The following is a 12,655-nucleotide window of genomic DNA, read 5'->3' as shown; positions in this document are numbered from 1 at the left end:
TAACACTCATGTAACGCCAGGCCAGAAGGCGACCCACCCCCGCCGGCCGGCCCCCCTGCCCCACCGCTCCACCGGCTACGACCCCTCGGGGCCCGGTTGCGGCACCACCACTGGAGGAACTGTGCGGAAGCTCTCGACGGCACTGGCCGCGGCCGGCCTCACGCTCTCACTGGCCGCGTGCGGCCAGAGCGCCAACGGCCTCGGCGACGACGCCGCCAAGGACGGCTCCAAGGGCGGTCTGGTCGGCATCGCGATGCCGACGAAGTCGTCCGAGCGCTGGATCAACGACGGCGACAACATGGTCAAGGAGTTCCAGGGCAAGGGCTACAAGACCGACCTGCAGTACGGCGACAACGTCGTCGAGAACCAGGTGTCGCAGATCGAGAACATGATCACCAAGGGCGCGAAGCTCCTGGTGGTCGCCGCGATCGACGGCTCGTCGCTCACCGACGTGCTGCAGAAGGCCGCCGACGCCCACATCCCGGTGATCTCCTACGACCGGCTGATCCGCGGCACCAAGAACGTCGACTACTACGCCACCTTCGACAACTTCAAGGTCGGCGAGCTCCAGGGCGGCTACATCGCCGACAAGCTCGGCCTCAAGGACGGCAAGGGCCCGTTCAACGTCGAGCTGTTCGCCGGCTCCCCGGACGACAACAACGCGCAGTTCTTCTTCAACGGCGCGATGAGCGTGCTCAAGCCCTACATCGACAGCAAGAAGCTCGTCGTGCAGAGCGGCCAGACCTCCTTCAACCAGGTCGCCACGCTCCGCTGGGACGGCGGCGTCGCGCAGTCGCGCATGGACAACCTGCTCAGCAAGTCGTACACCTCGGCCAACGTCGACGCCGTGCTCTCGCCCTACGACGGCATCTCGATCGGCATCCTGTCCTCGCTCAAGGGCGTCGGCTACGGCAGCGCGGGCAAGGCCCTGCCGATCGTGACCGGTCAGGACGCCGAGCTGGCCTCGGTGAAGTCGATCATCGCGGGCGAGCAGACCCAGACCGTCTACAAGGACACCCGCGAGCTCGCCAAGATCGCCGTGCAGATGGGCGACGCGGTGCTCACCGGCGGCACGCCGAAGACCAACGACACCACCCAGTACGACAACGGCGCCAAGGTCGTCCCCGCCTACCTGCTGCAGCCGGTGAGCGTCGACAAGTCGTCCTACGCGAAGATCCTCGTCGAGAGCGGCCAGTACACCGCCGACCAGCTCAAGTAAGCCCCCGGGCCCGTCCACCCCGGGCCGCCGATCCGGCGGCGGGGCGGGGGCCGGCACCAGCCGCCCCCGCCCCGCCGCCCCCGTCGAACGGATGCACCACCATGGCCGGACCCGTCCTCGAGATGCGTTCGATCACCAAGACCTTCCCGGGCGTCAAGGCGCTCTCGGACGTCAACCTCAGCGTCGCCGCCGGGGAGATCCACGCGATCTGCGGCGAGAACGGCGCCGGCAAGTCCACCCTCATGAAGGTGCTGAGCGGCGTCTACCCGCACGGCAGCTACGAGGGCGAGATCCTCTTCCACGGCGAGCCCTGCCGCTTCAAGGACATCCGGGCCAGCGAACAGCGCGGCATCGTGATCATCCACCAGGAGCTCGCCCTGGTGCCGTACCTCTCGATCGCCGAGAACATCTTCCTCGGCAACGAGCACGCCTCCCGCGGCATCATCAGCTGGAACAAGACCCTCACCCACGCCCGCGCCCTGCTCAAGCGGGTCGGGCTGCACGAGAACCCGCACACCCGGATCGCCGACATCGGCGTGGGCAAGCAGCAGCTCGTCGAGATCGCCAAGGCGCTCGCCAAGGAGGTCAAGCTCCTCATCCTGGACGAGCCGACCGCCGCGCTGAACGACGAGGACAGCCGCAAGCTCCTCGACCTCATGCTGGAGCTCAAGGCCCAGGGCATCTCCTGCATCGTCATCTCCCACAAGCTCAACGAGATCGCCCGGGTCGCCGACTCCGTCACGATCCTGCGCGACGGCCGCACCATCGAGACGATCCCGGTCGGCGCCGACGGCATCGCCGAGGACCGCATCATCCGCGGCATGGTCGGCCGCGACCTGGAGCACCGCTACCCCGAGCGCACCCCGAAGATCGGCGAGGTCGCCTTCGCCGTCGAGGACTGGACGGTGCAGCACCCGCTCGACCACCAGCGCAACGTCGTCGAGGGCGCCTCGCTCACCGTGCGCCGCGGCGAGATCGTCGGCGTCGCCGGCCTCATGGGCGCCGGCCGCACCGAGCTGGCGATGAGCGTCTTCGGCCGCTCCTACGGCCGGTACACCGGCGGCCGGGTGCTGATGCACGGCGAGGAGATCCGCACCCGCACCGTGCCGGAGGCCATCGGCCACGGCATCGCGTACGTCACCGAGGACCGCAAGCACCTCGGCCTCAACCTGATCGACGACATCAGCCGGAACATCTCGATGGGCGCGCTCGGCAAGGTCGCCCGGCGCGGCTGGGTCAACCGGCACGAGGAGACCAAGGTCGCCGAGTCGTACCGGAAGTCCATGAACATCAAGGCCCCCTCGGTGTTCGCGGAGACCGGCAAGCTCAGCGGCGGCAACCAGCAGAAGGTCGTCCTCAGCAAGTGGATCTTCGCCGGTCCCGAGGTGCTCATCCTCGACGAGCCGACCCGCGGCATCGACATCGGCGCCAAGGCGGAGATCTACCAGGTCGTCGCCGACCTCGCCGACCAGGGCAAGGCCGTGCTGGTGATCTCCTCCGAACTCCCCGAACTCCTGGGCCTGTGCGACCGCATCTACACGATGGCCGAGGGCCGCGTCACCGGTGAGGTGGCCCGCGCCGACGCGACCCAGGAATCCCTCATGCGCCTCATGACCGTGAGCGCGGCCGACCGGACCCCGGCTCCGGCCGACCGGCCCGCAGGGGCACAGCCCGCGGCCGACCAGCCCGGGGACGCACGGCCCGCGGACACACAGGCCGCAGACGCACAGCCCGCAGACGCAAAGACCGCCGCATCCCGACCCGAGCAGGTGTAAGGCATGGCCCAGACCGAGACCACCCCGAAGACGTCGTCGCCCGGCGCGGCGGCGCCCGACGAGCGCCGGTCCACCGGTGCCGTGCTGGCGCAGGCCCTGCGCGGCAACGTCCGCCAGTACGGCATGCTCGTCGCGCTCGCGCTGATCGTCGTGCTGTTCCAGATCTGGACGGACGGCACCCTGCTCAAGCCGCTCAACATCACCAACCTGATCCAGCAGAACGGCTACATCCTCATCCTGGCGATCGGCATGATGATCGTCATCATCGCCGGGCACATCGACCTGTCGGTCGGCTCACTGGCCGCGTTCGTCGGGGCCGCGGCCGCCGTGATGATGGTCAAGCACGACATTCCGTGGCCCGTCGCCCTGGTCTGCGCGCTGCTGATCGGCGCCGTGGCCGGCGCCTGGCAGGGATTCTGGATCGCCTACATCGGCATCCCGTCGTTCATCGTCACCCTGGCCGGCATGCTGCTCTTCCGCGGCGGCACCCAGATCCTGCTGCAGGGGCAGTCGATCGCGCCGTTCCCCAAGGGCTTCCAGAAGATCTCCAGCGGCTTCCTGCCCGAGGTCGGCCCGCACACCAACTACCACAACCTGACCCTGCTGCTCGGCCTCGGCGTGCTCGCGCTGGCCGTGCTGCAGGAGGTCCGGGGCCGCCGTCAGGCCGCCGCGTACGGGCTGGAGCTGCTGCCGGTCGGCTTCTTCCTCGCCAAGCTCGCCGCGATCACCGCGGCGGTGGCCGTCTTCACCCTGCTGCTGGCCAGCTACCACGGCGCCCCGATCGTGCTGCTGATCCTCGGCGTGCTGCTCGTCGGCTTCGGCTACCTGATGCGCAACTCGATCATCGGCCGGCACACCTACGCGATCGGCGGCAACGAGCCGGCCGCGAAGCTCTCCGGTGTGAAGAGCAAGCGCGTCGTCTTCCTCGCCTTCGTCAACATGGGCGTGCTGGCCGCGCTCGCCGGCCTGGTCTTCGCCGCCCGTCTCAACGCGGGCACCCCGCAGGCCGGCATCAACTTCGAGCTGGAGGCCATCGCGGCGGCGTTCATCGGCGGCGCCTCGGCCTCCGGCGGCGTCGGCACCGTGCTCGGCGCGATCATCGGCGGCCTGGTGCTCGGCGTGCTCAACAACGGCATGTCGCTGGTCGGCGTCGGCACCGACTACCAGCAGGTCATCAAGGGCCTGGTGCTGCTCGCCGCGGTCGGCTTCGACGTCTACAACAAGCGCAAGGTCGGCTCCTGACCTCAGACCGGTAGGTCTTCTCGCCCCTTCCTCTCCTCCCGGGCGCCCCGCGCGTCACGGAGGCCCGCTCGGCCCGGCCCTGTGCCGGGCCGAGCGCGTTCCACCGGACGTCCCACCGGACGCACCGGCCCCTCCTCCCCCACCCGGAGACCCGCATGAGGAACCGGCTCACGCGCGCCGCCGTCCAGGCCGTGGTGCTCTGCACCGCCGCCGCCGGACTCGCCGCCGTCGGGCACCACCCCGCCACCCCCGCGTTACGGCCCGTGGCGGCCACCGGCAACCAGATCCCCGTCCCCGCACCGACGATGGGCTGGGCCAGCTGGAACAGCTTCGCCAGCTCCATCGACTTCGCCACGATCAAGGGCCAGGTCGACGCGTTCGTCGCCGCCGGGCTCCCCGCCGCCGGCTACGACCACATCAACATCGACGAGGGCTGGTGGCCCGGCACCCGCGACGGCAACGGCGACATGACCGTCGACACCGCCAAGTGGCCCGGCGGCATGAAGGCCGTCGCCGACTACATCCACGGCAAGGGCCTCAAGGCCGGCCTCTACACCGACGCCGGCCGGGACGGCTGCGGCTACTACTACCCGACGACCACCCCCGCCGCCCCGCACACCGGCATGGAGGGCCACGAACTCCAGGACGCCCTCCAGTTCGAGCGCTGGGGCTTCGACTACCTCAAGGTCGACTGGTGCGGCGGCCAGGCCGAGGGCCTCGACCCCGAGAGCACCTACCGGAGGATCAGCACCGCCGTCGCCCAGGCCACCGCCACCACCGGCCGCCCCATGACGCTCTCCCTCTGCGAGTGGGGCGTCGACGAGCCCTGGAACTGGGCGCCCGGCACCGCCGCGCTGTGGCGCACCAGCACCGACGTCGTCTACTGGGGCCAGCAGGCCACCACCGGCGCGATGCTCGCCAACTTCGACAAGGCCCTGCACCCCGAGGCGCAGCACACCGGCTACGTCAACGACCCCGACATGCTGATGGTCGGCATGCCCGGCCTGAACGACGCCCAGAACCGCACCCACCTCGGCCTGTGGGCCATCGCCGGGGCCCCGCTGCTGGCCGGCAACGACCTGCGCACCATGAGCGCCGCCACCCGTGCCGCCCTCACCAACCCCGAGCTCGTGGCCGTCGACCAGGACCGCCGCGGCCTGCAGGGCGTGAAGACCGCCGAGGACACCGCCGGCCTCCAGGTCTACGGCAAGGTGCTGACCGGCACCGGCCGCCGCGCGGTGCTGCTGCTGAACCGCACCGCGGCCGCCGCTCCGGTCACCGCCCGCTGGAGCGACCTGGGGCTGACCGCCGCGGGCACCGCCGTCCGCGACGTGTGGGCCGCCGCCGACCGCGGCACGTACGCCACCGGCTACACCGCGACCGTCCCGGCCGGCGGCTCCGTGCTGCTGACCGTCACCGGCACCGAGGCCGCCGCCACCACGTACGAGGCCGAGGCCGCCGGGAACACCCGCACCGGCACCGCCGCCGTCGCGGCCTGCCCCGGCTGCTCCGGGGGCTCGCAGGTCGGCCACGTCGGCAACGGCGCGAGCCTCACCCTGCGGTCGGTCACCGCCGCGACGGCCGGTGTGCACCTCGCGACCCTCGCCTACGTCAACGGCGACGCCACCGCCCGCACCGCCACGCTGCAGGTCGGCGGGCAGGCGCCGACGGTGGTCTCGTTCCCGCCCACCGGCTCGTGGTCCACGGTCGGCAGCGTCTCCGTGCTGGTGTCCCTCGCCAAGGGGGGCGGCAACACCCTGGCCTTCACCAACCCGGCCGCCTGGACCCCGGACCTCGACGCCGTCACCGTGCAGCCACTGCCCGGCACGTACGGCACCGCGCTGCGCGGCACCGGGTCAGGACGCTGCGCCGACCTGCCGCACGCGACGATCGTGCCGGGCACCCGGGCCACGCTGTGGGACTGCACCGGCGGCCCGAACCAGACGTTCACGGCGACGGCCCGCGGTGAGCTCACCGTCTACGGCACGCAGTGCCTCGACGCCTGGGAGAACGGCACCGCGAACGGCACCGAGGTGGTGATCTGGGGCTGCAACGGCCAGGCGAACCAGAGGTGGACCGTGCACGCCGACGGCTCGATCACCAACGACCTGTCCGGCCTGTGCCTGGACGTGCTCGGCAACGCCACCGCCGCCGGCAGCCCGCTCGGGCTGTGGAGCTGCAACGGGCAGACCAACCAGAAATGGACCCTGGCCTGAACCTGCAGCTGACCTGAGCTGGCCTGACCGGACCGGACCTGACCGGCCTCGACCCGGCCGGTCCACCGTGCGCGGCGACGCCCCTGTCGGCGGCGCCGCGTACGGTGGCGCCGCGTACGGTGGCCCGGGATCGGGCCGGACGAGAGGCGGGCGGCATGGGCGGGGCGGGGCACGTACGGGACGGGAGCTACCGGCTGCGCAACGTCGCCACCGGGCTGCTGCTGGAGGTGCCGGGCGGCAGCACCCGCAGCGGTGCGAAGGTCGTCCTCGCCGCCGCGGACGGCTCGGACGCGCAGGTGTGGCGGATCTCCGCGGTGCACGCGGGCGCCGGGCTGTACCACCTGGAGAACGCGGCGAGCGGCAAGCGCCTGGACGTCGCGGGCGCCCGCACGGAGGACGGCGTGCCGCTGCAGCAGTGGGCGCCGAACGCCTTCGGCGCCCAGGAGTGGGTGTTCGAGCAGCACGTGGAGGCGCCGGGCACGTACACGGTGGTGGCGTTCGTGAGCGGCCGGGTGATGGAGGCCGCGCAGGACGGCTCGGTGCGGCAGTGGGAGGACCGGGACGACCCCGCGCAGTGGTGGCGGCCCGAGGCTCTCTGACGCCGCACGCCCCCGGACGGCGCGCGAGAACGTAGCGTGGGCGGATGACCGATCGTCAGAACGTCCGCCGCCCGGACCGCTCCACCGCGTACCTGGGGGCGGCGGGCGCCTTCGCCGTCTGCATGGCCGGCACGACCCTGCCGACACCGCTGTACGGGCTGTACCAGGAGGAGCTCGGCTTCTCCGAGCTGATCGTCACGGTGGTCTTCGCGGTGTACGCCTTCGGCGTGATCGGCGCGCTGCTGCTCGCGGGCAACGCCTCCGACACGGTGGGCCGGCGGCCGGTCCTGCTGACGGGTCTCGGGCTGGCCGCGCTGAGCGCCGTGTGCTTCCTCGCGGAGGGCGGACTGCCGCTGCTCTACCTCGGACGGCTGCTGTCGGGCCTGTCCGCGGGACTCTTCACCGGCACCGCCACCGCGTACGTGATGGAGCTGGCGCCGCCCGGCCGGGAGTCGCGGGCGGCGTTCGCCGCGACGGCCGCCAACATGGGCGGCCTCGGACTCGGCCCGCTGATGTCGGGCCTGCTGGCGGAGTACGCGCCGCAGCCGCTGGTGCTGCCGTTCGTGGTGCACCTCGTGCTGATCGCGGCCGCGGCGGCGGTGCTGGTACGGCTGCCGGAGACCGTCGCAGCGCGGCGGCCGCTGCGGGCCGTCCGCCCGCAGCGGCCCGGTCTGCCGCGCGAGGTGCGGCCGGTCTTCGTGCCCGCCGCCCTCGCGGCGTTCACCGGTTTCTCACTGCTCGGGGTCTTCACGTCGATCTCCCCGGCGTTCCTGTCGGAGACCCTGGACGTGCACAACCGGGCGGTGGTCGGGCTGATCGTCTTCTCGGCGTTCGCGGCGTCGACGGTGGGGCAGCTCGCCGTGGGCCGGCTCGGCGTGCGGCGGGCGCTGCCCGTGGGCTGCGCCGTGCTGGTCGTCGGGCTGGTACTGCTGGGCGGGTCGCTGCTGCGCGAGGTGCTGGTGCTGCTGGTGCTGAGCGCGCTGGTCGGCGGGGCGGGCCAGGGGCTGTCGCTGCGCGGCGCGGTCGGCGCGGTCGCCGGGGCCGCTCCGGCGAAGGAGCGGGCGGCGTCGCTGTCGGCGCTGTTCGTGGTGGCGTACCTGGGCATCTCGATCCCCGTGATCGGGGTGGGCCTGCTGACCGGGCCGCTCGGTCTGGAGGAGGCGGGCATCGTCTTCATCTGCTGCATGACGGTGCTGGCCGCACTGGCCGGGGTCCGGCTGGTCCGCCGGCCCGCCCCGGCGGGCTGAGGGCCCGGCCCGCGCCCCTGCCGGGGGCGTGTGCGAGCAGGGCGCGGGCGGATGCGGGGTCGCTCGGGACGGCCGACGGGGACGGCGCAGACGTGCGCCGTCCCCGGGGTGTCCGGATGGGTCAGAAGCCCTGGGCGAGGCGGTGGTAGGCCTGGTTCCAGCGGAGTTCGCGGGTGAACTGGCGCATGGTGGTGGTCTCGTCGATGACGACGAGTTCGACGGCGAGCATCTCGGCGAGGTCGTCGAGTTCCTCGGTGCCGATGGCGGTGGAGAGCACGGTGTGGTGCGGGCCGCCGGCGGTGAGCCAGGCCTCGGTGGAGGTGCGCAGGTTGGGGCGGGGCTGCCAGACGGCGCGGGCGACGGGCAGGTTCGGCAGCGGTTCGACCGGCTCGACGACGTCGATCTCGTTGGCGACGAGGCGGAAGCGGTCGCCCATGTCGGCCATGCCGACGACCACGGCGGGGCCGGTCGCCGCGTCGAAGACCAGGCGGACGGGGTCCTCGCGGCCGCCGATGCCCAGCGGGTGGATCTCGCAGCTGGGGGTGGTGGAGGCGATGCTGGGGCAGACCTCCAGCATGTGGGCGCCCAGGATCAGTTCCCGGCCGGGCTCCAGGTGGTAGGTGTAGTCCTCCATGAAGGAGGTGCCGCCGGGCAGGCCGTGGGCGACGGTCTTCAGGGTGCGCAGCAGGACGGAGGTCTTCCAGTCGCCTTCGCCGCCGAAGCCGTAGCCGTCGGCCATGAGGCGCTGGACGGCGAGGCCGGGGAGCTGGCGCAGGCCGCCGAGGTCTTCGAAGTTGGTGGTGAAGGCGCCGAAGTCGCCTTCGGTGAGGAAGTGGCGCAGGCCGAGTTCGATGCGGGCGGCGTAGCGCAGGGAGTCGTGGCGCTCGCCGCCGGTGCGCAGCTGGGCGTCGAGGCGGTAGAGCTCTTCGTATTCCTTGACGAGTTCGGTGACGTCGGCGTCGGTGCTCGCGTCGACGGCGGCGACGAGGTCGTTGACGCCGTAGGTGTTGACGGAGACGCCGAGGCGGTACTGGGCTTCGACCTTGTCGCCTTCGGTGACGGCGACGTCGCGCATGTTGTCGCCGAAGCGGGCGAGTTTGAGGGTGGTGAGCTCGGCGCGGCCGGTGGCGGCGCGGGCCCAGGAGGCGATGCGGCGGGCGACGGCGGGGTCGGTGGCGTGGCCGGCGACGGTCTTGCGGGCGATGCCGAGGCGGGACTGGATGTAGCCGAACTCGCGGTCGCCGTGGGCGGCCTGGTTCAGGTTCATGAAGTCCATGTCGATGGTGGACCAGGGCAGGTGTGCGTTGGCCTGGGTGTGGAGGTGGAGCAGGGGCTTGCGCAGGGCGTCGAGGCCGGCGATCCACATCTTGGCCGGGGAGAAGGTGTGCATCCACACGATCAGGCCGACGCACTGGTCGGCGGCGTTGGCCTCCAGGCAGGTGCGGCGGATCGCTGAGGCGTCGGTCAGGACGGGCTTCCAGACGATGCGCACGGGCACCTCGCCGGTGGCGGCGATGGTGTCGGCGACCTGCCGGGACTGCTCGGCGACCTGCTGGAGGGTGTCCTCGCCGTAGAGGCCCTGGCTGCCGGTGAGGAACCAGATCTCGCGGCCTTCGGTGGGGTTGCTCATGGGGTGGTTCTCCTTCACCGGGCCGCAGGCACGGACGTGGTCGCGGGTGCGGGCGTGGTCGCGGTCGTGGTCGCGGTCGTGGGCTGCTGGCCGTAGACGTTCTGGTAGCGGTGGTTGAGGGCGTCGATGTCGGCCTGGGCGATGGGCAGGGGTTCGCCGAGCTGGCGGGAGATGTGGACGGTGCGGGCGACGTCCTCGCACATGACGGCGGCCTTCACGGCGGCCTTGGCGTCCTTGCCGATGGTGAAGACGCCGTGGCTCTTCATCAGGACGGCGGGTGAGCGGTGGCCGGTCAGGGTGTCCACGATGCCGCGGCCGATGGAGTCGTCGCCGATCAGGGCGAACGGGCCGACGGGGATCTCGGCGCCGAACTCGTCGGCCATCGCGGTCAGCACGCACGGCACCGGCTCACCGCGCGCCGCCCAGGCGCAGGCGTACGTGGAGTGGGTGTGGACCACGCCGCCGACCTCGGGCATGTGCCGGTAGACGTAGGCGTGCGCGGCGGTGTCGGAGGACGGGCTGTGCCCGCCCTCCACCACGTTGCCCTCCAGGTCGCACAGGATCATGCTGGCGGGCGTCAGCTCGTCGTAGGACACGCCGCTGGGCTTGATGACCAGCAGGTCCTCGCCGGGCACCCGGGCCGAGACGTTGCCGGCCGTCCACACGACCAGGTTGTAGCGGACCAGCTCCTGGTGCAGGTCGCTCACCTGCCGGCGGAGCAGATCGATCAGGTCACTCATGACGGGTCAGACCTCGCTGTCGTGGGTCGCGGCGGTGAGGGCGGTGTTGCGGATGGCGCGCAGGCGGTGGAGTTGCTTGTCGGGGCCGGTGCCGAAGTGGTCGTGCAGGAGGCGGTACTCGGCGAACAGCGCGTCGTAGGCGTCCGCGCGGGCGGCATCGGGGAGGTAGGCGCCCCGCTGGACGCGGCCCATCGCGGCGGACGCGGTACGCACGTCCGGGTAGGCACCGGCGGCGACCGCGGCGTGGATCGCGGAGCCCAGCGCGGGGCCCTGCTCGGAGACCGCCAGCGAGACCGGGCGGCGCAGGACGTCGGCGTAGATCTGCATCAGCAGGGCGTTCTTCTTGAGGCCGCCGGTGACGACGAACTCGGTGACGGGGACACCGCCCTCCTCGAAGGCCTCGACGATGGTGCGGGTGCCGTAGGCGGTGGCCTCCAGCAGGGCCCGGTAGATCTCCTCGGGGCGGGTGGTGAGGGTGATGCCGATGATGACGCCGCTCAGGTGGTGGTCCACCAGGGTGGAGCGGTTGCCGTTCATCCAGTCCAGGGCGATCAGGCCGTGACCGCCCACGCTCTGGCCGGCGGCCTTGCGGGTGAGGAGCTCGTGGAGGTCCTCGCCGGTGGTGTCGGCCTCCAGCTGGTAGTGGGCGGGGACGCCCTGGCGCAGCCACCAGGCGAAGATGTCGCCGACCGCGCTCTGGCCGGCCTCGTAGCCGTAGGAGCCGGCGATGATGCCGCCGTCGACGACGCCGCAGATACCGGGGACGTCCGCGAGGGCGGCGCCGTTGACGACGTGGCAGGTGGAGGTGCCCATGATCGCCAACAGTTGGCCGTTCTCGACCGCACGGGCGGCAGGGGCCGCGACATGGGCATCCACGTTGCCGACGGCCACCGCGACGCCCTCCGGCAGACCGGTCCAGGCAGCGGCCTGCGCGGTGAGCGAGCCGGCGCGGGCGCCCAGCGGGGTCAGGGGGTGCTCCAGGCGGGTGGCCGCGAAGTCCGCGAAGCCGGGGTTCAGCGCGGCGAGGTAGTCGGCGCTGGGGTAGGCGCCGTCCTGGTGGATGCCCTTGTAGCCGGCAGTGCACGTGTTACGGCTCTCGGCGCCGGCGAGCTGCCAGACGATCCAGTCCGCGGCCTCGATCCACCGCTCACACGCGGCGTACACCTGCGGGTCCTCCTCCAGCACCTGCAGCGCCTTCGCGTACTGCCACTCCGCGGAGATCTTCCCCCCGTAGCGGTGGATCCACTTCTCACCCCGTGCATGGGCGAGGTCGTTGATCCGGTCGGCCTGGCCCTGCGCGGCATGGTGCTTCCACAGCTTCGGCCACGCATGCGGACGCCCCGCCCACAACTCGGTCTCGGCCAGCGGCCTGCCGTCCGCCAGCGTCGGCAGCACCGTGCAGGCGGTGAAGTCGGTGGCGATACCGACCACCGCACCCGCATCCACACCCGAGGCCGCCAGCGCTGCGGGCACCGCCGTACGCAGCACGTCCCGCCAGTCCTCCGGATGCTGCAGCGCCCAGTCCGGCGGAAGCTGCTCACCACTGCCCGGCAACCGCTCCTCGATCACGGCGTGCGCGTACTCGTGCACGGCCGAGGCGAGGATCTCACCGTCACGCACCCGGACCACCACCGCACGGCCGGAGAGCGTACCGAAGTCGACACCGACCACGTAGGTGTCCCCGTCACGGGCGGGGGAAGTCTCGGTCACGGTCTCATCCTTCGTACGGGGGTGGGGAGTTCTGGTACCGGCCGCCGGCTGGTCCGCTTCGTCGCGGGCCGGCGGCCGGCCGGAGTTCCGTGCCCTCGACCCTCACGAGGTACGGAACGGTGGCCGCCGGCCGGGCGGACCGAAGCGGGGTGGTCGCCCGGCCGGCGGAGTGGGTGGTCGCGGCGGCCGGGGTGGTGACCTGAGCGGCGTGGCTGCTGTGATTGTTAACGTTCACAATTGGACTGTCAAGGGCGCCCGCCCGAGGTCGGCGCCCCGG

At 72.0% G+C, this 12,655-nt stretch carries 9 protein-coding genes; 6 read left to right on the top strand and 3 right to left on the bottom strand.

Annotation, left to right across the window (positions count from 1 at the left end; genetic code table 11):
• Positions 1-121: 121 nt before the first annotated feature.
• The 6 genes from chvE to OG335_RS28020 all read left to right on the top strand — a co-directional run bounded on the left by chvE (position 122) and on the right by OG335_RS28020 (position 8,298).
• On the top strand, positions 122-1,219 hold the full coding sequence (gene chvE, locus OG335_RS28045; protein ID WP_405013907.1) for a multiple monosaccharide ABC transporter substrate-binding protein: 1,098 nt from the start codon (positions 122-124) through the stop codon (positions 1,217-1,219).
• Positions 1,220-1,320: 101 nt separating this feature from the next.
• A complete protein-coding gene (gene mmsA, locus OG335_RS28040) occupies positions 1,321-2,994 on the top strand; it encodes a multiple monosaccharide ABC transporter ATP-binding protein (protein ID WP_405013906.1) in 1,674 nt (557 codons plus the stop codon).
• A gap of 3 nt (positions 2,995-2,997) precedes the next feature.
• Positions 2,998-4,236, top strand: a complete 1,239-nt coding sequence (gene mmsB / locus OG335_RS28035) for a multiple monosaccharide ABC transporter permease (RefSeq protein WP_405013905.1) — start codon at positions 2,998-3,000, stop codon at positions 4,234-4,236.
• Positions 4,237-4,391: 155 nt separating this feature from the next.
• Complete coding sequence (locus OG335_RS28030; protein WP_405013904.1) at positions 4,392-6,452, top strand: RICIN domain-containing protein; 2,061 nt, start codon at positions 4,392-4,394, stop codon at positions 6,450-6,452.
• A gap of 155 nt (positions 6,453-6,607) precedes the next feature.
• Entirely contained in the window at positions 6,608-7,051 is a 444-nt protein-coding gene (locus tag OG335_RS28025; RefSeq protein WP_405013903.1) for an RICIN domain-containing protein, read from the top strand.
• Positions 7,052-7,095: 44 nt separating this feature from the next.
• The gene (locus OG335_RS28020) at positions 7,096-8,298 is read left to right on the top strand and encodes an MFS transporter (protein ID WP_405013902.1); all 1,203 of its coding nucleotides are present in this window, start codon (positions 7,096-7,098) and stop codon (positions 8,296-8,298) included.
• Positions 8,299-8,419: 121 nt separating this feature from the next.
• On the opposite strand, the gene araA is transcribed toward OG335_RS28020, so the two are convergent.
• Genes araA through OG335_RS28005 form a run of 3 tightly spaced genes read right to left on the bottom strand, consistent with a single transcriptional unit; the run spans position 8,420 to position 12,378 of the window.
• Positions 8,420-9,928, bottom strand: coding sequence for an L-arabinose isomerase (araA, locus tag OG335_RS28015; RefSeq protein ID WP_405013901.1), 1,509 nt, complete (start codon positions 9,926-9,928; stop codon positions 8,420-8,422).
• Positions 9,929-9,942: 14 nt separating this feature from the next.
• Entirely contained in the window at positions 9,943-10,668 is a 726-nt protein-coding gene (locus tag OG335_RS28010) for an L-ribulose-5-phosphate 4-epimerase (protein WP_405013900.1), read from the bottom strand.
• Positions 10,669-10,674: 6 nt separating this feature from the next.
• Positions 10,675-12,378: a ribulokinase gene (locus OG335_RS28005; protein WP_405013899.1), complete on the bottom strand. Its 1,704-nt coding sequence runs from the start codon at positions 12,376-12,378 to the stop codon at positions 10,675-10,677.
• Positions 12,379-12,655: the final 277 nt, after the last annotated feature.

The sequence above is a fragment of the Kitasatospora sp. NBC_01539 genome, assembly GCF_045040525.1.
Lineage (GTDB): Bacteria > Actinomycetota > Actinomycetes > Streptomycetales > Streptomycetaceae > Kitasatospora.
This window is presented reverse-complemented; position numbering and strand designations above follow the sequence as displayed.

Excerpts from the sequence above, each read along its gene's own strand:
- OG335_RS28010 (WP_405013900.1), bottom strand. The coding sequence starts at position 10,668 with ATGAGTGACCTGATCGATCTGCTCCGCCGGCAGGTGAGCGACCTGCAC.
- mmsA (WP_405013906.1), top strand. The coding sequence starts at position 1,321 with ATGGCCGGACCCGTCCTCGAGATGCGTTCGATCACCAAGACCTTCCCG.
- OG335_RS28020 (WP_405013902.1), top strand. The coding sequence starts at position 7,096 with ATGACCGATCGTCAGAACGTCCGCCGCCCGGACCGCTCCACCGCGTAC.
- mmsB (WP_405013905.1), top strand. The coding sequence starts at position 2,998 with ATGGCCCAGACCGAGACCACCCCGAAGACGTCGTCGCCCGGCGCGGCG.
- OG335_RS28030 (WP_405013904.1), top strand. The coding sequence starts at position 4,392 with ATGAGGAACCGGCTCACGCGCGCCGCCGTCCAGGCCGTGGTGCTCTGC.
- araA (WP_405013901.1), bottom strand. The coding sequence starts at position 9,928 with ATGAGCAACCCCACCGAAGGCCGCGAGATCTGGTTCCTCACCGGCAGC.
- OG335_RS28025 (WP_405013903.1), top strand. The coding sequence starts at position 6,608 with ATGGGCGGGGCGGGGCACGTACGGGACGGGAGCTACCGGCTGCGCAAC.